22 protein-coding genes are annotated in these 22289 nt (G+C 72.4%); 7 read left to right on the plus strand and 15 right to left on the minus strand.

What is annotated here, in order from left to right; translation table 11 throughout:
* Positions 1-4: 4 nt before the first annotated feature.
* The gene (locus J2S66_RS32560; protein WP_310312225.1) at positions 5-322 is read right to left on the minus strand and encodes a hypothetical protein; all 318 of its coding nucleotides are present in this window, start codon (positions 320-322) and stop codon (positions 5-7) included.
* 45 nt (positions 323-367) lie between these two features.
* Complete coding sequence (trhA, locus tag J2S66_RS32565; RefSeq protein WP_310312231.1) at positions 368-1045, minus strand: PAQR family membrane homeostasis protein TrhA; 678 nt, start codon at positions 1043-1045, stop codon at positions 368-370.
* Positions 1046-1168: 123 nt separating this feature from the next.
* On the opposite strand from trhA, the gene J2S66_RS32570 reads away from it, so the two are divergent.
* Positions 1169-1909 carry an isoprenyl transferase gene (locus tag J2S66_RS32570; RefSeq protein WP_306746015.1) on the plus strand — a complete coding sequence of 247 codons (741 nt, stop codon included), beginning with the start codon at positions 1169-1171 and terminating at the stop codon, positions 1907-1909.
* Positions 1910-1987: 78 nt separating this feature from the next.
* Here J2S66_RS32570 and J2S66_RS32575 read toward each other — a convergent pair whose 3' ends face one another.
* Positions 1988-2335 (minus strand): hypothetical protein, encoded by a 348-nt coding sequence (locus J2S66_RS32575; protein WP_310312234.1) that lies wholly within the window; start codon positions 2333-2335, stop codon positions 1988-1990.
* 624 nt (positions 2336-2959) lie between these two features.
* The gene (locus tag J2S66_RS32580) at positions 2960-3316 is read right to left on the minus strand and encodes a hypothetical protein (protein WP_310312235.1); all 357 of its coding nucleotides are present in this window, start codon (positions 3314-3316) and stop codon (positions 2960-2962) included.
* Positions 3317-3547: 231 nt separating this feature from the next.
* Between J2S66_RS32580 and J2S66_RS32585 the strand changes: the two genes are divergently transcribed.
* Together J2S66_RS32585 and phoH2 are read left to right on the plus strand one after the other, a co-directional pair.
* Complete coding sequence (locus J2S66_RS32585) at positions 3548-4789, plus strand: DUF885 domain-containing protein (RefSeq protein ID WP_310312238.1); 1242 nt, start codon at positions 3548-3550, stop codon at positions 4787-4789.
* A 461-nt stretch (positions 4790-5250) separates the two neighbouring features.
* Positions 5251-6540: an RNA 5'-3' helicase PhoH2 gene (gene phoH2, locus J2S66_RS32590; protein WP_310312240.1), complete on the plus strand. Its 1290-nt coding sequence runs from the start codon at positions 5251-5253 to the stop codon at positions 6538-6540.
* A 100-nt stretch (positions 6541-6640) separates the two neighbouring features.
* On the opposite strand, the gene J2S66_RS32595 is transcribed toward phoH2, so the two are convergent.
* The 3 genes from J2S66_RS32595 to J2S66_RS32605 all read right to left on the minus strand — a co-directional run bounded on the left by J2S66_RS32595 (position 6641) and on the right by J2S66_RS32605 (position 11258).
* Complete coding sequence (locus tag J2S66_RS32595) at positions 6641-8080, minus strand: GuaB1 family IMP dehydrogenase-related protein (protein WP_310312243.1); 1440 nt, start codon at positions 8078-8080, stop codon at positions 6641-6643.
* 103 nt (positions 8081-8183) lie between these two features.
* Positions 8184-9734 (minus strand): ATP-dependent DNA ligase, encoded by a 1551-nt coding sequence (locus J2S66_RS32600; protein WP_310312246.1) that lies wholly within the window; start codon positions 9732-9734, stop codon positions 8184-8186.
* 132 nt (positions 9735-9866) lie between these two features.
* On the minus strand, positions 9867-11258 hold the full coding sequence (locus tag J2S66_RS32605) for a class II fumarate hydratase (protein WP_310312249.1): 1392 nt from the start codon (positions 11256-11258) through the stop codon (positions 9867-9869).
* Positions 11259-11323: 65 nt separating this feature from the next.
* On the opposite strand from J2S66_RS32605, the gene J2S66_RS32610 reads away from it, so the two are divergent.
* Entirely contained in the window at positions 11324-12292 is a 969-nt protein-coding gene (locus J2S66_RS32610) for an NAD(P)/FAD-dependent oxidoreductase (protein WP_310312252.1), read from the plus strand.
* 62 nt (positions 12293-12354) lie between these two features.
* Here J2S66_RS32610 and J2S66_RS32615 read toward each other — a convergent pair whose 3' ends face one another.
* The 8 genes from J2S66_RS32615 to J2S66_RS32650 all read right to left on the minus strand — a co-directional run bounded on the left by J2S66_RS32615 (position 12355) and on the right by J2S66_RS32650 (position 18012).
* Positions 12355-12786 carry a L,D-transpeptidase gene (locus tag J2S66_RS32615; protein WP_306745858.1) on the minus strand — a complete coding sequence of 144 codons (432 nt, stop codon included), beginning with the start codon at positions 12784-12786 and terminating at the stop codon, positions 12355-12357.
* 54 nt (positions 12787-12840) lie between these two features.
* Positions 12841-13443 (minus strand): L,D-transpeptidase, encoded by a 603-nt coding sequence (locus J2S66_RS32620; protein WP_310312258.1) that lies wholly within the window; start codon positions 13441-13443, stop codon positions 12841-12843.
* A gap of 139 nt (positions 13444-13582) precedes the next feature.
* Positions 13583-14350, minus strand: a complete 768-nt coding sequence (locus tag J2S66_RS32625) for a S1 family peptidase (RefSeq protein WP_310312260.1) — start codon at positions 14348-14350, stop codon at positions 13583-13585.
* Between the two features lie 145 nt (positions 14351-14495).
* Entirely contained in the window at positions 14496-15545 is a 1050-nt protein-coding gene (gene glpX / locus J2S66_RS32630) for a class II fructose-bisphosphatase (RefSeq protein ID WP_310312263.1), read from the minus strand.
* Positions 15546-15619: 74 nt separating this feature from the next.
* The gene (locus tag J2S66_RS32635; protein ID WP_306745862.1) at positions 15620-15829 is read right to left on the minus strand and encodes an exodeoxyribonuclease VII small subunit; all 210 of its coding nucleotides are present in this window, start codon (positions 15827-15829) and stop codon (positions 15620-15622) included.
* Positions 15826-16233, minus strand: a complete 408-nt coding sequence (locus tag J2S66_RS32640; RefSeq protein ID WP_310312267.1) for a sugar ABC transporter substrate-binding protein — start codon at positions 16231-16233, stop codon at positions 15826-15828. Before J2S66_RS32640 ends, J2S66_RS32635 begins: the two co-directional genes overlap by 4 nt.
* Entirely contained in the window at positions 16214-17512 is a 1299-nt protein-coding gene (gene xseA / locus J2S66_RS32645; protein ID WP_310312270.1) for an exodeoxyribonuclease VII large subunit, read from the minus strand. Before xseA ends, J2S66_RS32640 begins: the two co-directional genes overlap by 20 nt.
* The gene (locus tag J2S66_RS32650) at positions 17509-18012 is read right to left on the minus strand and encodes a lipid droplet-associated protein (protein WP_310312273.1); all 504 of its coding nucleotides are present in this window, start codon (positions 18010-18012) and stop codon (positions 17509-17511) included. Before J2S66_RS32650 ends, xseA begins: the two co-directional genes overlap by 4 nt.
* A 64-nt stretch (positions 18013-18076) precedes the next feature.
* Here J2S66_RS32650 and J2S66_RS32655 point away from each other — a divergent pair, with 64 nt between their 5' ends.
* The 3 genes from J2S66_RS32655 (at position 18077) to J2S66_RS32665 (ending at position 22279) form a co-directional block, all read left to right on the plus strand.
* Positions 18077-19021, plus strand: coding sequence for a 4-hydroxy-3-methylbut-2-enyl diphosphate reductase (locus J2S66_RS32655; RefSeq protein WP_306745866.1), 945 nt, complete (start codon positions 18077-18079; stop codon positions 19019-19021).
* Between the two features lie 138 nt (positions 19022-19159).
* A complete protein-coding gene (locus J2S66_RS32660) occupies positions 19160-21160 on the plus strand; it encodes an ABC transporter ATP-binding protein (RefSeq protein WP_310312275.1) in 2001 nt (666 codons plus the stop codon).
* A gap of 189 nt (positions 21161-21349) precedes the next feature.
* Positions 21350-22279, plus strand: coding sequence for a DUF1883 domain-containing protein (locus J2S66_RS32665; protein ID WP_310312278.1), 930 nt, complete (start codon positions 21350-21352; stop codon positions 22277-22279).
* Positions 22280-22289: the final 10 nt, after the last annotated feature.

Here is a 22289-nt window from a genome sequence, read left to right on the forward strand (position 1 = left end):
CTCCCTAGCGGGCCTGGTCGACGTCCCGGACCTGGTCGACGTCCCGGACCTGGTCCACGTCCACCAGGAACTCGGTCCGCCCGTCCGCGGCCTCGATGCCGAACGGCAGCCGCGTGGACACCGTCAGCACCTCCGTGCCGTCCGCCAGCTGCCCGCGCCCGACCACCTCGCACGCCACGTCGACGTCGACGGGGTAGGCCGTGTTCCCCCGCAGCCGCCCCTCGTCGTCGAACGCCGTGGGCTTGTCGAACAGGCTCCACTCCGCTCCGTGCGCGTCGGTCAGCAGCACCTCGACCCACCCGGGGAAGGGCTCGTCGCTCACCCACCGCACCGCACGACCGGTCACGAACGCCACAGCGGTCCCCTGTCAGGAGTAGATCGCGAACCAGATGGCGATGTAGTGGCAGATCGCCGCCACCACCGTGGCCGCGTGGAAGAACTCGTGGTAGCCGAAGACCTGCGGCCAGGGGTTGGGCCAGCGGGTGGCGTAGAAGATCGCGCCCACCGTGTAGAGGAGGCCGCCCACGACGATGAGCACCAGGGCCGCCACGCCCGCGTGGTGCAGGAGGTCGGGCAGGACGAAGACCGCCACCCAGCCCAGGGCGATGTAGATGGGCACGCCCAGCCAGCGCGGTGCGTGGGGCCAGGCGAGCTTCAGCGTCACGCCGCCCAGGGCGCCGATCCACACCACGGCCAGCACGACGTTGCCCGTGGACGGGGGCATCGCCAGCAGGGCGAACGGGGTGTAGGTGCCCGCGATGAACACGAAGATCATCGAGTGGTCGAGGCGCTTCATCCACGTGCGCGCCCGCACGCTCACCCAGTTGACCCGGTGGTACAGGGCGCTCACGCCGAACAGGCCGAGCACCGTCGCCCCGTACACGGACGTGGCGAGGGCGGCCTTGGCGGACACGGTGGAGGCTGCCAGCGCGATCAGCACGGCCCCCGTCGCCACCGAGACGACGAAGGACCAGAGGTGCAGCCAGCCGCGCAGGCGGGGCCGCAGTGAGGGCTCCGGCTGGTTCGAGTGCGTGGACGTGGTCACCTGCCCGAGGTTACGGGACCGTAAGTACGCCGGCAGCACGCGGCGGAGTGACCAGGCCCACCCGGCGTACGCTCTGCCAGCGTGGGTCTTCGCGAGCGCATCAAGGACGGGTTCCTCCTCCCGATTTACGAGTACCGGCTGACCCGGTGGCTCGACGGCAGGCAACGACCTCGCCACGTCGGCGTCGTGCTCGACGGCAACCGCCGCTGGGCCAAGGAGGCCGGGTTCACCGATGTCGCCCACGGCCACCGCGCCGGCGCGCGCAAGATCCTGGAACTGCTGACCTGGTGCCGCGAGGCCGAGGTCGAGGTGGTGACGCTGTGGATGCTGTCCACGGACAACCTCGACCGCCCGGCCGAGGAGCTGGTGCCGCTGCTCGACATCATCGCCGACATCGTCGACGAGCTGGCCGAACCCGGCAACCCGTGGCGCGTGCGGCACGTCGGCGCGCTCGACCTGCTGCCCACCGAGACCGCGGCCAGGCTGTCCGCCGCCTCCCTGCGCACGAGGGACCGCACGGGCCTGGAGGTCAACGTCGCGGTCGGCTACGGCGGTCGCCAGGAGATCGCCGACGCGGTGCGCAAGCTGCTCCAGAAGCACGCAGAGAGCGGCGGCACGATCGAGGAGCTGGCCGAGGTCCTCGACGTCGACCACATCGCCGAACACCTCTACACCTCCGGCCAGCCCGATCCCGACCTGCTGATCCGCACGTCGGGGGAGCAGCGGCTGTCCGGGTTCATGCTGTGGCAGTCGGCGCACTCGGAGTTCTGGTTCTGCGAGGCGTACTGGCCGGAGTTCCGCCGCACCGACTTCCTGCGCGCCCTGCGCGACTACGCCGTCCGGCACCGCCGCTTCGGCTCCTGAACCGGCGGACGCCGAAGGGCGGCACCCCCGGGGGAGTGCCGCCCTTCGCGACTTCAGCGCGGCTCGGTGGCCGTCGGCTCAGTGGCCGCCGTGGCCGCCGTGCGCGACCTCGGTGTCGTTGTCGTCGTTGTCGGTGTTGATGCAGAGGTTCTCGTCGTTCTGCGAGAGGATCGGCACCGCGATGACGTTGACCTCGATGTTGCAGACGTTGAGGTTGCTCAGCAGGTCGGAGTCGTTGCCGAAGTTGATGAGGCCGATCTGGTCGGCCACGTCGCCCTCCTCGCCCTCCTCGTAGTAGGCCTCGACCTCGCCGATGGCGTAGTTGCCGCCCCAGTTGTCCTCGTGACCCGGCGACGCGAAAGCCGGGGAGCCCAGCATCACGAGACCCGCAGCGGCCATGGCGATGACGCCTGCCTTCTTCAACATGTGGAACACACTCCTCTGATGGGAATTTGTGGTGACCCCCGTGTCCCTGTCGAGCATTTGGTTCGGGGAATCTGGCGGCTCAGGCGGTGATGCCCTCGCAGCGATAATTTACCGGTTTCCGGCGCTGATGCCAGTCTGCTAACACCATCGTGTGAATTATTTTTCTGTTCGTTTGCCGGCTGTCCGGCGCCGGGTATCGGTTACGCCTTCGCAGTGCCGCGCATCGTTATTTCCTGGATGTGCTTCTTCTCGATCGCGTTACCCCGGAGGGGTGATCGGCGAGGTGTTCGGCACTCTTTGTGCAGAGCTGTCCGAGGGATGGTGTTTTCCTCGGCGCTCGTGCACCCCGTCGACCGGGGAGCGCGTCTGCCGAAGTCACTCAACGCGCATGACCGGTGGGCGTGCGGCGGTCGTCGAAAAGGGAAGGTATTGCGCGCCGGCGGCGAGTGGCGTCACATTTCACCCAGGTGTGGAGCCGGAATGGACCGGTGCTCGGCGGCGGCGGGCGGCCCGCGGAAACGGTCGCCGACCTGGGCGGGGCCGCCGATCCGGCCGCGGACGCAGAGGAGCGGTGGTCCGCTTGTGCGGACCACCGCTCCCGGTGCGGCGTCGAGGTGACGGTTCCTACTCGCCCGCGGCCACTTCGGTGTCGTTGTCGTCGTTGTCGGCGTTCACGCACAGGTTCGGGTGGTCGTTCTGCGACAGCACCGGCACCGCGATGACGTTGACCTCGAGGTTGCAGACGTTCAGCTGGCTCAGCAGGTCGGAGTCGTTGCCGAAGTTGATGGCGCCGAACTGGTCGGCCACATCACCCTCCTCGCCCTCCTCGTAGGCGGCGTCCAGCTCGCCGATGGCGACGTTGCCGCCGTCGCCCGGGTGGAAGCTGTGCTCGTCGGGTTCGCCGGCCACGGCGAACGCGGGAGAGCCGAGCATCATGAGCCCGGCCACGACTGCGGCGACGGTGCTTGCCTTCTTCAGCACTTGCACTCTCCTCTTCGTGGGTTTCCCCATTGTTCAGCGCTGTTGAGAAGCCCGTAACGGGTTCGTCGCGGGCAAACTACCGAACATTCGGTACCGGGTGGGCGCTGGTGCCACCATTGTGTGATTGCGTGATCGCCGTTGTCCCCCGTTGAGGTGTTTTCCGGACGACAATTCACCCTGTTCTGCGGTCGTGTGGTAAACCGGGGCGCCATCTCGTAGGGTCTCCAGTTCGTGGACGGCGATCGGATCGTGCGGGAGTACCAGGTGCTCGGGCTGAGGCTCGGGAAGCTGGTGCCCGGACTGGTCGACGCCTTCACGGGCGACCGCGCGCTGCGCCGCCAGGTCGACAACGAGCACCGACCGCACCCGGCCGGGTTGGCGGACCGGGCGCTGCTCCTGCGCCGGGAACTGGCCGGCGCCGACGACCTGTCGGAGCAGCGGCGCAGCTTCCTCGACGCCCACCTGGTCGCGCTCGCCTGCACGGCCCGCAAGCTCGCCGGGGCGCGCGTGCCGTTCGTGGAGGAGGTCCGGGCGTACTTCCAGGTCGACGTGCGCCCCGGCCACCCGGACACCTACCGCCGCGCCCACGCCGAGCTGGACGCGCTGCTGCCCGGCGGCGGCCCGCTGGTCGAGCGGCTGGCCGACCACCGGGCCCTGGACGAGGTGCCGCCGCGCAAGCTGGAGGCCACCGTGCACGCCCTGTCCAGCGCGCTGCGCGACCGCGTCCGGCAGCGGTACGGGCTGCCCGCGCACGAGGTCGTCGAGTACGAGGTCGTCACCGACAAGCCGTGGAGCGGGTTCAACTACTACCTGGGGAACTTCCGCTCGCGGGTGGCGATCAACGCCGACCTCGGCCACCGCACGTCCAACCTGCCGCACCTCGTGGCGCACGAGTCCTACCCCGGCCACCACACCGAGCACTGCCGCAAGGAGGTCGGCCTGGTCGGCGAGCGCGGCCACGCCGAGCAGTCGATCTTCCTGATCAACACGCCGCAGTGCCTGATGTCCGAGGGCATGGCCGAGCTGGGCCTGCACGCCGTGGTCGGCGCGGGCTGGGGCCGCTGGACCGAGGCGATCGTCGGCGACCTGGGCCTGCGGATGGACGGCGAGCTGACCGAGCGCGTGGAGAACGCGCTGTCCGGGCTGCTCACCGTGCGCCAGGACGCCGCGCTGATGCTGCACGACCGGCGCGCCCACCCCGACGACGTGGTCGACTTCCTGCGCCGCTGGCTGCTGGTCCCCGAGCGGCGCGCCCGGCACATGCTGCGGTTCCTCGCCGACCCGCTGTGGCGGGCGTACACCACCACGTACGTCGAGGGCGTGCGCCTGATCCGGGCGTGGCTCGACCTGCGGCCCCCGGCGGACACCCTCGGTGACCGGTATTCGAGGCTCCTCGACGAACCGCTCGTGCCGAGCACCCTCCGGGAGGAGATCGGCGACAGCGTCCCCTGGCTGCCCCGCGACCCTGCGTGACCGCCTTCCCGGGACGGCCGAAAGGCCCCTGAGCTGCGTGGACGAGGCCGTGTTGCGCCGAGGTGACCGTTTCCGTGCGCACGCAAGCACCCGTTGTGGCCATCTTTACCCCGCTTTGCGACCAGGTGACGAATGGGCGAATCACCTGTGTGGCTGCCTGCACAAGGGGGACCTGCGGAGGTAACTTCCGGATTGGCGGGACGCGTCCACTGCGGACCGCGCAGGGAGGCCCTGATCGTGGCGGTAAGCGCGAGGGGGCCGGCACCCGGCCCTCGTGGTCGGTGCGCCAGAGCGTGACGGCGCGCCGGTCGATCGGGGTGGTGCCTGGCCCAGCGAGGAGCGGACGCGGGTGCCGCGTTCGTGAGGGAGTTGCCGTGAACGCACGACGACCCGCGAGCCGTTCCTCAGGCTCACCGCGCAGCACTTCTCGGCGCCGTGGCGCGCCCACGACCAACACGTACGTGGTGGACACGTCCGTGCTGCTCTCCGACCCCCTGGCCACCACGCGGTTCGCGGAGCACGAGGTCGTGCTGCCGCTCGTGGTGATCAGCGAGCTGGAGGGCAAGCGGCACCACCCCGAGCTCGGCTGGTTCGCCCGGGAAGCGCTGCGCCTGCTCGACGACCTGCGGCTCCAGCACGGCCGCCTGGACAACCCGGTGCCGATCGGCGAGCACGGCGGCACCCTGCGCGTCGAGCTCAACCACTCCGACCCGGAGGTGCTGCCCGCGGGTTTCCGCACGGACTCCAACGACGCGCGCATACTGGCCTGCGCCCTCAACCTCGCGGCCGACGGCGACAACGTCACGCTGGTCACCAAGGACATGCCGCTGCGCGTCAAGGCCGGTGCCGTCGGCCTCGCCGCGGAGGAGTACCGGGCGCACGACGTCACGCTGTCGGGCTACTCGGGGATGTCCGACGTGGACGTCGACCAGTCCGTGGTGGACGCCCTCTACCGGGAGGGCGTCATCGACCCGGCGCTGCACGACCTCGCCCCCGTGGCCGAGATGCCGTGCCACAGCGGCCTGCGGATGCTCGCCGGCACGTCGTCCGCGCTGGGCCGGGTCACGGCGGACAAGCAGGTCAGGCTGGTGCGCGGCGACCGCGAGGCGTTCGGCCTGCACGGCCGGTCCGCGGAGCAGCGCGTGGCGCTGGACCTGCTGCTCGACACCGAGGTCGGCATCGTCTCGCTGGGCGGACGGGCCGGCACCGGCAAGTCGGCGCTCGCGCTGTGCGCGGGCCTGGAGGCGGTCATGGAGCGCCGCCAGCACCGCAAGGTCGTGGTGTTCCGCCCGCTGTACGCGGTGGGCGGCCAGGAGCTGGGCTACCTGCCCGGTTCCGAGAGCGAGAAGATGCAGCCGTGGGCGCAGGCGGTGTTCGACACCCTCGGCGCGCTGGTCAGCCAGGACGTGGTCGAGGAGATCATGGACCGCGGCATGCTGGAGGTGCTGCCGCTGACCCACATCCGGGGCCGGTCGCTGCACGACTCGTTCGTGATCGTCGACGAGGCGCAGTCGCTGGAGCGCAACGTGCTGCTCACCGTGCTGTCGCGGCTGGGCTCCAACTCGCGGGTCGTGCTCACCCACGACGTCGCGCAGCGCGACAACCTGCGCGTCGGGCGGCACGACGGCGTGGCGGCGGTGATCGAGAAGCTGAAGGGGCACCCGCTGTTCGCGCACGTCACGCTGACCCGGTCGGAGCGCTCGCCGATCGCGGCGCTGGTGACCGAGATGCTGGAGGACTACGCGTCCTGACCCGCGGAGGGGCCTCCCACCGGGGAGGCCCCTCCCGCTGGCACCCCGTCCGCCCGTAGTCGGTGGGCGCGGGCGGGAGCCCCTTCGAGTCCGGGAGGAGTCACCAACCGGCGGGCAGGGGCCGTCCCTCGGCGAAGCCCGCCGCGCTCTGGACGCCCAGCACGGCCCGCTCGTGGAACTCCTCCACGGTCTGCGCGCCCGCGTACGTGCAGGCCGAGCGGACACCCGCCGTGATCGAGTCCAGCAGGTCCTCCACGCCGGGGCGGACCGGGTCGAGCCGCATCCGCGACGTCGAGATGCCCTCCTCGAACAGGCCCTTCTTGGCCCGGTCGAACGCGCCGTCCGCGCGGGTCCGCGCGCTCACCGCCCGCTTCGACGCCATGCCGAACGACTCCTTGTAGAGCCGGCCCTGCTCGTCGCGCTGGAGGTCGCCGGGCGACTCGTAGGTGCCCGCGAACCACGACCCGACCATGACGCTCGCCGCACCCGCCGCCAGGGCGAGGGCCACGTCCCGGGGGTGCCGCACGCCGCCGTCGGCCCACACGTGCCTGCCGAGCCGCCGCGCCTCGGCCGCGCACTCCGCGACCGCCGAGAACTGCGGCCGGCCCACCCCCGTCATCATCCGCGTCGTGCACATCGCGCCCGGCCCGACACCGACCTTCACGATGTCCGCGCCCGCCTCGACCAGGTCCCGCACGCCCTCGGCGGTCACCACGTTGCCCGCCACCACCGGCACGGCCGGCCGGGCCTCGCGGACCGCCTTCAGCGCGGCGAGCATCTTCTCCTGGTGGCCGTGCGCGGTGTCCACCACCAGCACGTCCACGCCCGCCGCCAGCAGCTGCTCGGCCTTCGCCGTCACGTCGCCGTTGACGCCGATCGCGGCCGCCACCCGCAGCCGGCCGCCCGCGTCCAGCGCCGGCGCGTACACCTCGGCGCGCAGCGCGCCCAGCCCGGTCATGACACCCGCGAGCCGGCCCTCGCCGTCCACGCCCAGGGCGACCCGCTGCGTGCCGCCGCCGAGCCGGTCGAACACCTCGCGCGGCGCGGTGTCCAGCGGCAGGGTGACGAGCGGTTCGTCGGCCACGTCCCGCAGCCGGGTGAACCGGTCGACCCCGGCGCAGCCCGCCTCGTCCACGACGCCCACCGGCCGGCCGTCGCCGTCCACGACCACCACGGCCCCGTGGGCGCGCTTGTGCAGCAGGTTCACCGCGTCGGCGACCGAGTCGTCCGGGCCGAGCGTGAGCGGCGTGTCCCACACCGGGTGCCGCTCCTTGACCCACCCGACGATCTCCCCGACCGCCTGCGGTTCCACGTCCTGGGGCAGCACGACCAGGCCGCCCCGCCGGGCGACCGTCTCCGCCATCCGCCGTCCCGCCACCGCGGTCATGTTCGCGACCACGATCGGGATCGTCGCCCCCGTGCCGTCCGGGGTCGACAGGTCGACGCCGAACCGCGAGTCCACGGCCGACCGGCCGGGCACGAGGAAGACGTCGTCATAGGTCAGGTCGTAGCTGGGCCGATGCCCTTCGATGAATCGCACAAGACTTCGACGATACTTCTCCGGCGGCGGAACCGCCCTGGTGGCGAGCACGAACGCGCACCCCGGTACGGGGTCCCGTCCTGTGCTTTCCGCCAAGTCCGCACTACAGCGGGCCCGGTGCGCCGGGCAGCAGCGCACGCACGGAGTCGATCGCGTCGGCCTCGCCCGCGTCCTTGTCCGGGCGGTAGCGCAGGACGCGGGCGAACCGCAGCGCCACGCCGCCCGGGTAGCGGGGACTGACCTGGACGCCGTCCAGTTCGATCTCGACGACCAGGTCGGGCCGGACCACGACGCCCCACCCGCCCCGGTCGGTGGCGCGGTCGAGGAGTTCGCGGGTCTGCCACCTGAGCAGCTCGTCCGTGAGGCCCTTGAACGTCTTGCCGACCATGACCGGCGGGCCGCCGTCGGGGTCGCGCGCGCCCAGGTGCAGGTTCGACAGCAGGCCCTCGCGCCGGCCGCTGCCCCACTCGACGCCGATCACCACCAGGTCGAGCGTGTGCACCGGCTTGACCTTCTGCCACGCCCGGCCGCGCCGGCCCGCCGCGTACACCGAATCGAGGGATTTGACCACCACGCCCTCGTGCCCGGCGGCCAGGGCCTGCGCCTGCACCCCGGCGGCCGTCGCCTCGTCCGGTCCCACCGCGCCCGGGACGACGTGGTCGCCCGCCACCCGGCGCAGCGCCGCCAGCCGGTCGCGCAGCGGCTCGTCCAGCAGGTCGACGCCGTCGAGGTGCAGGCAGTCGAAGAAGAACGGGCTGAGCAGCAGCTCCCGGACGTCCCCCGCCGACGTGCTCCTCCTCGCGGAGGCGGCGTCGAGCAGGGCGCCGAAGCGGCTCATCGTCTCCTGGAACGGGCGCGGCTTGCCGTCGTCGGTCAGGGCCAGCGTCTCGCCGTCCAGCACGACCGACGTGCACGGCAGGCCGCGCACCAGCTCGACCAACTCGGGGACGGTCCTCGTGATCTCGCGCAGGGTGCGGGTGAAGATCCGCACGTCGTCGCCGTCGCGGTGGACCTGGATGCGCGCCCCGTCGAGCTTGTGCTCGACCACGCAGTCGCCCAGCTCGGCCAGCGCGTCGTGCAGCGACTCGGCGGGGGAGGCGAGCATCGGGCGGACCGGGCGGCCCACCTCCAGCCGGAACGCGGCCAGCGCCGCCTCGCCGGTCATCGCGGCCACCGCCGTCTCCGGCAGCCGGCCGGACAGCATGAACGCCCGCCGCACCAGCTCGCCCGGCACCCCGGCGGCCTTGGCGACGGCGTCCAGCATCACGCCCTCCAGCGCGCCCTGCCGCAGTTCGCCGGTGAGCAGGCGCTTGAGGAAGTCCTGCTCGGCGGCCGTGGCGCGGGAGAACAGCGCGCGCAACACCTCGACCCGCCGCGCCGCCGCGCCCTTCCCCCCGATGGCCGCGTAGGCCCCGAGCGCGTCGTCCACATCGGACACGCTCAGCCCCGGCCGGGCGGCCGGCGGCACGTCCAGGTCGAGCACCGTGCGCCACCCCGCACCGATGCGCCCCTGGCTCGGCACCCCGACCAGGAACGACACGACGGCGGGTGCGGTCATCCGGCGCAGCACCCCGGCCAGCGCCTCCACCTTGGCCAACCGCGACCGCGTGGCCCCGACCGAGGCGGACGTCTCGACGACTTCGCTGAACAACACCCCCACATGATCCCCCGTCGTCCCGCCTCCCACCGGTCAACCGCGAGAGTCCAACCCCCAGGTCGCGAGAGTCCAACGCTCAAGTCTCGCGACCTGGGGGTTGGACTCTCGCGACCTGGGGGGACTCCCGGGTCAGTGGGGGGTGGCCATGCGGAGGACGTCCAGGGCCTCGTCCAGTTGGGACTCGGTCAGCTTGGCGGGGACGTGGCCGCGTTCCAGGACCACCTCGCGGATGGTCTTGCGCTCGCGCAGCGACTGCTTCGCGATGGACGCCGCCTCCTCGTACCCCAGGTAGCGGTTGAGCGGGGTGACGATCGACGGCGACGACTCGGCGTACTCGCGCATCCGCTCGACCTGGGGTTCGGCGCCCACCAGGACCTTGTCGGCCAGCAGGCGGGCCACGGCGGCCAGCAGGCGGGACGACTCCAGGACGTTGCGCGCGATCACCGGCAGCATGACGTTGAGCTGGAAGTTGCCCTGCGACCCGGCGAACGCCACGGTCGCGTCGTTGCCGATGACCTGGGCGACCACCATCATGGTCGCCTCCGGGATCACCGGGTTGACCTTGCCCGGCATGATCGACGACCCCGGCTGGAGGTCGGGCAGCGCCAGCTCGCCGAGGCCCGCGCGCGGACCGGACCCCAGCCAGCGCAGGTCGTTGGCGATCTTGAACAGGCTCACGGCGGTCGCGCGGAGCTGACCGGAGATCTCCACCACGCCGTCCTGCGTGGCCTGCGCCTCGAAGTGGTCGCGCGCCTCGGTCAGCGGCAGGCCGGTCGCCGCCGCCAGCTCCGCCGACACGGCCGCGCCGAACCCGGCGGGCGCGTTCAGGCCGCTGCCCACGGCCGTGCCGCCGATCGGCAGCTCCGCCAGGCGGGGGAGCGACGAGGTCAAGCGCTCGACGCCGTTGCGCACCTGCGTCGCCCACGCGCCGACCTCCTGGCCGAGCGTCACGGGCACCGCGTCCATCAGGTGCGTGCGACCGGACTTGACCAGCGACGTCCAGTCCGCCGCCCGGGCCTCCAGCACCGACGCCAGGTGCTCCAGCGCCGGGACCACGTCGGTCGCCACGGCCTCGGTCGCCGCCACGCGCACCGTCGTCGGGAACGTGTCGTTGGACGACTGCGAGGCGTTGACGTGGTCGTTCGGGTGCACCTCGCGGCCGAGCGCCCGGCTGGCGAGGGTGGCGATCACCTCGTTGGCGTTCATGTTCGACGACGTGCCGGACCCGGTCTGGAACACGTCGACCGGGAAGTGGGCGTCGTGCTCGCCGGCGGCCACCTCGTCGGCGGCCGCGGCGACGGCCGCCGCGACTTCGGGTTCCAGCACCCCCAGCCGCTCGTTGACCCGGGCCGCGGCGGCCTTCAGCAGGCCCAGCGCGCGGATCTGCGCGCGTTCCAGGCCACGTCCGGAGATCGGGAAGTTCTCCACCGCGCGCTGCGTCTGCGCACGCCACAGCGCGTCGACCGGCACCCGGACCTCGCCCATCGTGTCGTGCTCGACGCGGTACTCCTGTTCACCCATACCGCCGAGTCTGGACCGCCGCGCCTCCCTGGGCACGGTGGCGCGGAACACCTATGGTCGTGGTCATGGACCTTGAGGTCGACCTGCTCATCGTCGGTGCGGGCCCCACGGGGTTGTTCGCCGCCTACTACGCGGGGTTCCGGGACCTGTCCGTGGCGCTGGTGGACGCGCTGCCGGAGGCGGGCGGGCAGATCACCGCGATGTACCCGGAAAAGATGATCTTCGACGTGGCCGGCTTCCCGGCGGTGCGCGGGCGCGACCTGGTGGCCGCGCTCGTGCAGCAGGCCGACCAGTGGCGCCCCACCCACCTCATGGGCCGCCAGGCCCGCACGCTGTCCACTGTGGACGACCGCCTGCACGTGGGCCTCGCCGACGGCGCGACGGTCAGCGCGGGCGCGGTGCTCATCACGGCGGGCATGGGCGAGTTCACGCCCCGCCCGCTGCCCGCCGGCGACGGCTGGCTGGGTCGCGGCGTGGTGCACTTCGTGCCCGCCCTCGCCGCGCACACCGGCCAGGACGTCGTGGTCGTCGGCGGCGGCGACTCGGCGTTCGACTGGGCGCTCGCGCTGGCCCCGATCGCCTCCAGCGTCACGGTCGTGCACCGCCGGGCGACCTTCCGCGCCCACCCGCCGACCGTGCGGCAGGTCCGCGACCTCGGCGTGCCGATCATCACCGACGCCCAGGTGCTGGAACTGCGCGGCGACCCCCACCTGGCCGAGGTCGAGCTGGGCCTCAAGGGCGGCGACCGCAAGACCCTGCCCGCGGACACCGTCGTGGCCGCCCTCGGCTTCACCGCCGACCTCGGGCCGATCGAGTCCTGGGGCCTGGAGCTGGACCACCGGGCGGTGCTCGTGGACACCACCATGCGCACCGCGCGGGACCGCGTCTACGCGGCCGGCGACGTCGCCCAGTACCCCGGCAAGGTGAAGCTGATCGCCACCGGCTTCGGCGAGGCCGCCACCGCGGTCAACAACATCGCCGTGCTGCTGAACCCGGACGCGCACCTGTTCCCCGGCCACTCCAGCAACGCGTGACGACCCGGCGACGCGTGACGACCGGCCCCCGTCGCGGGGGCCGGTCACCGGGGGTCGATCCGCTACGCGACGACCTGGACCTGCTCGCCCGGGAACAGGTTGTCGTAGAACACCAGGGACTCCTGCGGGCCCAGGCGGACGCAGCCGTGCGACCCGGTGTTCGTGTCACCCTGGTGGAACGCGATGCCGCTCGTGGTGAAGTACACCGCGTTCGGCATCGGACCGTCGTAGGGGATGCTCCAGTCGTCCTTCACCTTGCGCAGCACCGGGTAGGTGCCCACCGGTGTCTCGTAGCCCGGCATCCCGTGGGACACCCGGACGGGGCCGTAGCTGGCGCTGCCGTCGTAGACCAGCCAGGCCTGGTTGGTGGAGAGCTGCACGCACGCGCCGTTCCGCACGGAACAGGGTGTGCCGGTCGCCGCGGAAGCGGGACTCGCGAGGCCGAAGGTCAGGGCCGCCGCGGCTAACGCCGTCGTGCCGATCGTCTTCTTCATCTCGAATCACTCCCTCACCCGTTCGTGTACCCGACCCGCGAACGGCTCAACCGCTCAGGCGGTGACCTGGACCCGGTCGCCAACGGAGAGCGCCTCGAAGTACGTCGACGCGGCCTCGCGCGACAGGTGGATGCAGCCGTGCGACTGCTCGGTGAGGCTGCCCTCGTGGAACGCGATGCCGTTGGCCACGAAGTACGTGGAGAACGGCATCGGGCCGTCGTACGGGATGCTCCAGTCGTCGCGGACCTGCCACAGCACCGGGAACGTGCCCACGGGCGTCTCGTAGCCGGGGCGGCCGGACGTCGTCGGCACCGGGCCGTAGCTCACCTCCCCGCCGCTGATCAGCCAGGACTCGTTCGTGGACAGCCGCACGCACGCGCCGTCGGTGATGTCGCACGGCGTGCCGGGCACGGTCACCGGCGGGGCCGGGGCGGGCTGCGGCTCCGGCGTCGTGGTGACCGCGGGCGCGGGCGGGGCAGACGGCGCCGGGTTGTCCGAAGTGGACGGAGCCGGGGGAGCGGGTGGGACGGACGGGGTGGTGGGCGCGGACGTGGACGAGGCCGCGGACGGGGCGGCCGTCGGTCCGCCGGCGCCGCAGGCCGTCGTCATCGTGGCCAGGACCGCGATCGCCGCCGTCACCAGTGTCTTCGCGCGCATCGCGCACCCCCGTGTGGTAGCTGTTGGTGCCCTTGATGACGCCCTTTCGCCGTGCTCCGTTGCAGTGCGCTTCACAACGAATCGGCGAGGGCCGCCCCACCCGGAGGTGGGACGGCCCTCGAACTCCGGTGCGAGCGGGTTACACCGCGCCCGCGTACTGGCCGATCCACGAGCGGAACGCCGGCACGTCCATGTAGATCGACGGGCCGGTGGCGCAGGTGGAGCTGTTGTTGCCCGCGCGGCTGGTGGCGCCGATCAGCTGCCACGTGCCGCCGACCGACTTGATCTGCGGACCGCCCGAGTCGCCGTAGCAGGCGCCCGAGTTGCCGTTGGGGTTGTTCGTGCAGATCTCGTACGAGCCGTAGATCCCCAGGCAGTTGCCGTCCGCCACGATGGACGTGTTCAGCTCCTGGAGCGTCACCGGCGCGCCGCAACCACCGCGCGGGGCGCAGGTCTGGCCCCAGCCGATGATGCGGGTGGCGGTGCCCGTGGCGCCCGAGGACGACGCCACCGCGATCGGGGTCTGGCTCACGGAGGTGGCCAGGCGCACGAGCGCGATGTCGTAGCTCGGGTGGTTCACGATCTGGGCACCCGACGCGACGGTGCCGCCGCTGGTGCGGTTGGTCGTGCCGATGCGGGCCCGGATCGAGGACGCCGAACGGCCCTGGACGCAGTGCTTGGCCGTGACGACCCAGTTGGCCTTGATCAGCGAGCCGCCGCAGAAGTGGCTACCCGCGGTGCTCTGCAGGGACACCATGAACGAGTAGGTCTGCGTGGCGTTGCCGCCGCCGACGATGAACGGGGTGACCTCGCCGTCCGCCGCCGGGGCCGCCGCCGCCCCGGCCGCGCTCGCGAGGGCCGCGCCGATCGCCACCGCGAACGCGGTGAACAGGGTACGAACCTTCATCACTTCCTCTCCGTCCCCGGCGCAGGGTGCTCGGGGACGAAAGGGAAAGTAGGGATGAACACCGTGTGATCACCACAGCCGATCGGCCGGTCCCGGTCGGTTGACCGTTGACATCCCGTTCACGAACCGTCACTCACGGCAGCGATCAGGGCAGCGGGGGAAGCGCGTCCTCGCCCGCTCGGGGGACGTCGAAGTCCACCGACGAGTACTCGCGCAGCTTCTCCAACCGGTGGAAGCCGTCGATCATCCGCACCGTGCCCGACTTCGACCGCATCACGATCGACTGGGTCGTGCAGCCGCCCGCCCGGTAGTGCACGCCGCGCACCAGGTCGCCGTCGGTGACGCCGGTCGCGCAGAAGAACACGTTGTCGCCGCGCACCAGGTCGTCCGTGGCCAGCACCTGGTCCAGGTCGTGGCCCGCGTCCAGCGCCCGCTGCCGCTCCGCGTCGTCCTTCGGCCACAGCCTCGCCTGGATCGCGCCGCCCATGCACTTCAGCGCCGCCGCCGCGATGATGCCCTCCGGCGTGCCGCCGATGCCCACCAGCAGGTCGATGCCCGTGTTCGGCCGGGCCGCCGAGATCGCGCCCGCCACGTCGCCGTCGGAGATGAAGTGGATGCGCGCCCCGGCCGCCCGCACGTCCCGCACGACCTGCTCGTGCCGCGGCCGGTCCAGGATGCACACGGTCACGTCGGAGACGTCGACGTGCTTGGCCTTCGCCACCCGCCGGACGTTCTCCGCGATCGGCGCGGTGATGTCGAGGACGTCCGCCGCCTCCGGCCCGGTCGCCAGCTTCTCCATGTAGAACACCGCCGACGGGTCGAACATCGCGCCCCGCTCGGCCACCGCCAGCACCGCCAGCGCGTTCGGCATGCCCTTCGCCATCAGCGTCGTGCCGTCGATCGGGTCCACCGCGACGTCGCAGTCGGGGCCGTCGCCGTTGCCGACCTCCTCGCCGTTGAACAGCATGGGCGCCTCGTCCTTCTCGCCCTCGCCGATCACCACGACGCCCCGCATCGACACGGTGCCGATCAGCTTGCGCATGGCGTCCACCGCCGCGCCGTCACCGGCGTTCTTGTCACCGCGGCCCACCCAGCGCCCGGCGGCCATCGCCGCCGCCTCGGTGACCCGGACGAGTTCCATCGCGAGGTTCCGGTCCGGTGCTTCGCGACGACGCTCGGACGGGCTGCTGCTCATGGGGCGCTCCCTCGTGCGGGTTGATCTCGGCCTACCGGTCGGTAGACCGATCCTCGCACGTCGCGGGGGTCGCGTCAGGGCTGAGCGACGTCCTCCTCGGTCACACTGAGAGCTTGATCGATCCTCTCGCGGGCGCCCGCCAACCGCTGTTCGCAGGTCTTCGCCAGGGCCTCGCCGCGTTCCCACAGCGCCAGCGACTCCTCCAGTGACAGGCCGCCCGCCTCCAACCGGCGGACCACCTCCACCAGTTCGTCCCTGGCCTGCTCGTAGCCCTGCTCGCTCACGTGACTGACTTCCCCAATCGGTTCTGGACGTGCACCACGACCGTGGCCACGGCCTGGTCGTAGCCGATGAACGCCTCGGCGAACTCCGCGCCGTCGCCCTCGCGCACCGCGTCGTCGATGCGGTGCTCGGCGTCGGACACCCGCCGCCGGTGCAGCGAGCCGTGCCCGAGCCACCAGCGCAGGCCCGCGTAGCCGCACGTCGCCTCGGACAGGTCGTGCAGGCTGGTGATCAACGCCTGGCGGCCCGACGTGCAGCCCGCCACCAGGGACAGCCAGCAGTCGGCCGCGGCCCGGTCGGCCGACTCGGCCCGGTCGCGCACCGCGCGGGCGCCCTCGTCGCCGGACTCGCCCGCGGCGGCCATCGTCAAGGGCAGGAACGTGGGCTCACGTGCCGGGTTCGGCACCACCGCCTCCTTCCTCCACCCCACCGCCGGGGCCTTCCACCCGGCCACCGTCCATCCGGCCACCGGGGCCGACGACCGCGTGCACGGCCCCGTCGGCCACGCGCACCCGCAGGTGGGTACCCGCCGGCGCCTGGGCCGCCGAACGGAGCACGCCGTCCACCCCGTCGGGTGTGACGAGCTGCACCACGGCGTACCCGCGGGCCAGCGTGGCGGCAGGTCCGAGGGTCGTCAAGCGCGCCGCGGTCGCCACCAGCCCGGCGGTCTCCGAGTCGAGGCGGTTGCGGATCGCCCGGCGGACCCGCTCGCGCAGCTGGTCCACCTCCTGGGCGCGCCGGTCCAGCGGCCCGTGCGGGTCCGCGAGCGCGGGTCGGGTGCGCAGCGCGGCCAGCAGCTTCCGCTCCCGGTCCACCCACCCGTGCAAGGCGCGGCGGCTGCGGTCGCGCATCTGCCGGACGCGCTCGGCCTCCTCCGCGACGTCCGGCACGACCCGCTTGCCCGCGTCGGTCGGCGTGGAGCAGCGCACGTCCGCCACGTGGTCGACCAGCGGCGTGTCCGGCTCGTGCCCGATCGCCGACAGCACCGGCGTGCGGCACTGCGACACCGCCCGGCACAGCGCCTCGTCCGAGAACGGCAGCAGGTCCTCGACGCTGCCGCCGCCGCGCGCCAGCACCACCACGTCCACCTCGGGGTCGCGGTCCAGGGTCGCGAGCGCGGTCAGGATCTCCGGCACCGCCGACGCGCCCTGCACGGCCACGTTCACCACGCGGAACCGGGCGCCCGGCCAGCGGGCGTGCGCGTTCGTCAGCACGTCCCGCTCGGCCGCCGACGCCCGGCCGGTGATCAGGCCGATCTTGTTCGGCAGGAACGGCGGCCTCCGCTTGCGCCGCGGGTCGAACAGGCCCTCCGCGTTCAGCAGCTTGCGCAGCCGCTCGATGCGGGCCAGCAGCTCGCCGATGCCGACCTGCCGGATCTCGTCCACGCGCAGGCTCAGCGTCCCCCGGTTGGGGAAGAAGTTGGGCTTGCCGTGCACCACCACCCGGCCGCCCTCGGTCAGCCCCAGCTCGCGCACCAGCCCCACCGGGGCCGTGAGCTGCATGGACATGTCCACCGACGGGTCGCGGAGGGTCAGGAACGCCGTCGACGTGCCCGGCCGCGCGCTCAGCTGCGTGACCTGGCCCTCCACCCACACGTCGCCGAGCCGGTTGATCCAGTCGAAGATCTTGCGCGCGACCGTCCGCACCGGCCACGGGTTCTCGGGACTGGACTTCTCGTCGCTCACCGGTCCTTCAGGTTCGCGAGGCGCCGGGTCAGCATCCCGGTGAACTCCGGCCGCGCGGCGTGCGTGCGCTCGTGCGCCAGCAGCTGCTCCAGCTCCTCGGCGGTCAGCGAGCGCAGCTTCGCCCGCAGCTGCGGCAGCGTCAGCGCGTCGTAGTCCGGCAGCGCGGCGGGCGGCTCGGCGGCCAGCGCCCGCTCCTCCCGCGCCCACGGGTCGCCGTCGTCGTCCGGCCCGCCCAGGTCGTCGGCGGGGTCGTCCGGCTCGTCCTCGTCGAACGTCGCCCACTCCGGCTCGTCGTCCACCGGCCGGAGCACGGACAACGCGTCGTCACCCTTGATTGCGAGTTCCGTCACCGTCTGCTGGACCCGCATGGACAGCTGCAACGCCTCGCTGACCACGGTGACCGGCAGCCCCGCGAGTTGCTGCGGCAGCTTCCTGGCCTGCTCGACGGCGGTGACCGCCAGTCCCGCGGCGAGGCGGACGGGCAACGGCAGTGGCTTCATGCCGTACAGCCTGCCGCAGTCGGGCGGCGGATGCCCACATCCGGCACGCCGTACCCTGGACGTCATGGACAAGCGAGTGCTCCTGGCCAAGCCGCGTGGCTACTGCGCCGGCGTGGACCGCGCCGTCGTGACCGTCGAGAAGGCGCTGGAGCAGTACGGCGCGCCGGTCTACGTGCGCAAGGAGATCGTCCACAACAAGCACGTCGTCGAGACGCTGTCCGCGCGCGGCGCGATCTTCGTCGACGAGACCGACCAGGTGCCCGAGGGAGCCCTGGTGGTGTTCTCCGCGCACGGCGTGTCGCCGGCCGTGCACGAGGAGGCGGCCGAGCGCTCGCTGCGCACCATCGACGCCACGTGCCCGCTGGTCACGAAGGTCCACAACGAGGCCAAGCGGTTCGCGCGCGAGGACTACGACATCCTCCTCATCGGCCACGAGGGCCACGAGGAGGTCGAGGGCACCTACGGCGAGGCGCCGTCCCACATCCAGCTGGTCGACACCGCCGAGGACGTCGACAAGGTCGTGGTGCGCGACCCGTCCAAGGTGGTGTGGCTGTCGCAGACCACGCTGTCGGTCGACGAGACCATGGTGCGCGTGCGGCAGCTCCAGGACCGGTTCCCGGACCTCCAGGAGCCGCCGTCGGACGACATCTGCTATGCCACGTCCAACCGGCAGACCGCGGTGAAGACGATGGCGCCCGAGTGCGACCTGGTGCTGGTCGTGGGGTCGAAGAACTCGTCCAACTCGGTGCGGCTGGTCGAGGTCGCGCTCCAGGCGGGCGCGCGGGCGTCGTACCTGGTCGACTACGCCCGCGAGGTCGACGAGGCGTGGCTGGAGGGCGTGACGACGGTCGGCGTGACGTCGGGCGCGTCGGTGCCGGACATCCTCGTGATGGACCTGCTGAAGTGGCTCGCCGAGCGCGGCTACGGGCAGGTCGAGGAGATCACGACGGCGAACGAGAAGATCGCCTTCGCCCTGCCGCGCGAGCTGCGCAAGGACATGGTGCGCTGACGGACCGGGGGACCGGTTCCCGATCCGGGTGAACGCGGCGCGGGCCGGCGACCGCCGATCACCGGCCCGCGCGGCCGTCCGGCTGCGCCGACGGCGAAAGCGTTTGGCGGACAACGGGGGTTCGCGTTTCCTGGTGGGATGGGTCCAGCCGGGTCGAGCACCACCAGTACCGCCACGCCGAGCGGCACCGCGCCGAGCGCCGTGCCGGGCACCACGCTGATCGGCGTCGAGAACGTCGCCACGCCCAGGTGGGCGCGCCGGCGCTCCGGCGAGACGTCCGTGAGCCTCGGCAAGGCGCTGCGCAGCCTGCCGGCGGCGGTGGCGATGGTGTCGCGCGTCGCGTGGCGCACCTCGCCCCGCCTCACCGTCCTCGCGGGCGTCGTGCACGTCCTCTCGGGCTGCGTCACGGCGTTCGGCCTGCTCGCCACGGCCGACGTGTTCTCCGCCCTCCTGCGCGACGAGCCGACCCCCGACCGGCTGGTGCAGGCGCTGCCCGCGCTCGCCGTCGTGATCGGCTCGTTCGTCGTGCGCGCCCTGCTGGACACGGCCGTGTCCGCGGTCGAGAGCAGCCTGCGCCCCCGCGTCACGCGAGCCGCCAACGACGAGGTCACCGCCGTCCTCGTGCGGGCCGAGCTGCTGGCGTTCGAGGACGCCGACTTCCGCGAGCTGGCCCGGCAGGGCGGGCGGCGGGGCGTGCGGTCGCTGGAGACCAGCCTCCGCTACCTGGCCGCGCTGCTGTCCGGCGGCATCTCGCTGGTCGCGGCGGTGGTGACGGTCGCGGTGCTCAACCCGTGGCTGGCCCCGGCGCTGCTGCTGGCGGCCTTCGCGAACGCCTGGGCGGCGGCCCGCGCCTCCAAGATGCGCTACGAGCACTTCCTCGGCTCGGTCACCCGCAACACGCGCAAGGGCGTCGTCGAGGAGGTCGCCACCGAGCGGGACTTCGCGCTCGAACGGCACGCGCTGACCCTCCAGGAGCAGCTGCTCGCGGAGCACCGGCGGATCTCCGACAGCCTCGTCGTGGACGAGATCCGCATGGCGCACCGCACGAACCTGGTCGGCCTGGTCGGGCGGGCGCTGGCGGGCGTCGGCACGGGCGCCGCCTACCTCGTGCTGGGCCTGCTGCTGCACACCGGCGCGATGGAGCTGGCGCTGGCCGGCACGGCGGTGCTCGCCATGCGCACCGGGTTCTCGTCGCTGGCGAGCACGACCCGCGCCGTGAACAGCCTGTACGAGGACTCGTTCTACATCGACTTCTACAAGAAGCTGCTGGTCGAGGGCGCGGAACGGGCCCAGGGGAGGCGGGTGCGGGGCGGTTCGCCGACCACCGCGCCCGCGGACCCGGAGCTGATCACCCTGGACGGGGTCTCGTTCACCTACCCGGGAGCGCCGAAGCCCGCGCTGCGGGACGTGGACCTGACCGTGGCGCGGGGCGAGGTGATCGCGCTGGTCGGCGAGAACGGCTCCGGCAAGACGACCCTGGGCAAGGTGCTGACCGGCCTGTACCCGGCATCGTCGGGCGCGGTGCGGTGGGACGGCGTGGACCTCGCGGAGGCGGACCCGACGTCGGTGCACTCGTCGATCGCGGTGATCGCGCAGGACCCGGCGCAGTGGCCGATGACCGCGCGGAACAACGTGACGGTGGGCCGGTTGGGGCGCGACGACGAGCGCGCCTACGAGGAGGCGGTCGTGAAGTCCGGGGCCGACGAGGTGCTCGCGACCCTGCCCGCCGGTCCGGACACGGTGCTGTCCCGGCAGTTCAACGACGGCCAGGACCTCTCCGGCGGCCAGTGGCAGCGCATGGGGATCGCGCGCGGCATGTTCCGCGACGCCGCGGTCCTGGTGGCCGACGAGCCGACGGCCGCCCTGGACGCCAAGGCCGAGGCCCGCGTCTTCGAGGGCCTGCGCGAGGCGACGGCGAGCCGCACGACGATCCTCGTCACGCACCGCCTGGCGAACATTCGCAACGCCGACCGCATCGTCGTGCTCGACCAGGGCCGCGTGGTCGAGCAGGGCACGCACGAGGAGCTGATGGCCCTGCGCGGCCACTACCACGAGCTGTTCGAGCTCCAGGCGTCCGCGTACCGGGGCGGCCTGCTCGCCCCCGCCGCCGAATGGACCGCTGAGCAGACCACCGAATAGACCGCCGAATAGGCGGTCGAATAGACCGTCCGACAGGTCGCCGGTGAATCGTCCGCAGAATTCGGGTGTGCGTCTTTTCCTTGACGGTGCTCGTCGGCGTTCAGGATGATGTCGGCGCGGCGGACGCCCGCCGGAGGGGTGTCGGTGCGAATGGGGTGGATAGCCGAGAACCTGGTTCTGATCGTCGTCGTGGAAACCGCATTGCTGCTGTGGTCGCTCACGCGACCCGCGCCGAAGTGGCACCTGACGTGGGGACGCGGGAACAGCGATGTCCGGTACGCGGCGGGGAGGCCCAGCCGGCTGTGGCGCACCGACGCGTTCCGGCAACCCGGCGGAATGGCCGCGCGCGTGGCGTTGGCGGGCCCGGCGGTGAACGTGCGCCTGGTCGACGACCGCAACTTCGCGCGCCTGATGAAGGGCAAGCGGTACGCCTACGTCGGCGGCAACGCCGTGGAGTCCCCGATCGACCTGGTGGTCCCGTGGTCCGGGAACTGGCGGTTCGTGGTCGACACCGGCTATGACCCCGGCAGGCCGACGGTCGGCGTGCGGTGGCGCGCCGAGCAGTTGCCGCCGGTGCGGACCAGGGTGCTGGAGCCGGAGCGCCGGTTGGGGATCGTCCACCACGCGCCCCGCGAGGACGGCGGGCGCGACACCGGGCGCGACGTGTTCATCTCCCACGCGAGCGAGGACACCGACGAGGTCGCCCGACCGCTGGCCGAGGCGCTCATGGAACTCGGCGTCTCGGTGTGGCTGGACGAGTTGGACCTCCACCTCGGCGATCCGCTCCAGGAGTGCATCGACCGGGGAATCGCGCGCAGCCGGTTCAGCGTCGTCGTCGTGTCGGAGTCGTTCTTCCACAAGAGCTGGACGAAGGCGGAGTACCAGGCGCTGGTCGTGCGGCACATCGAGGGGCGGCAGGTCATGCTCCCCGTGTGGCACCGGGTCACGAAGGACCAGGTCGCCGAGTGGAGCCCGCTGCAAACGCGCGTGAAAGTGGCCACGACCGGCGAATCCGGCATCGGGGAGATAGCACTGCGGATCGCCGCCGTGGTCCGGCGCGGCGAAGCCCGCCCCGTCGAGGACGGAGGCCGGCCCGACGTGGGGCTGGTGGACCAGTAGGCCGCGCCCC

The sequence above is a fragment of the Saccharothrix longispora genome (assembly GCF_031455225.1).
Lineage (GTDB): Bacteria > Actinomycetota > Actinomycetes > Mycobacteriales > Pseudonocardiaceae > Actinosynnema > Actinosynnema longispora.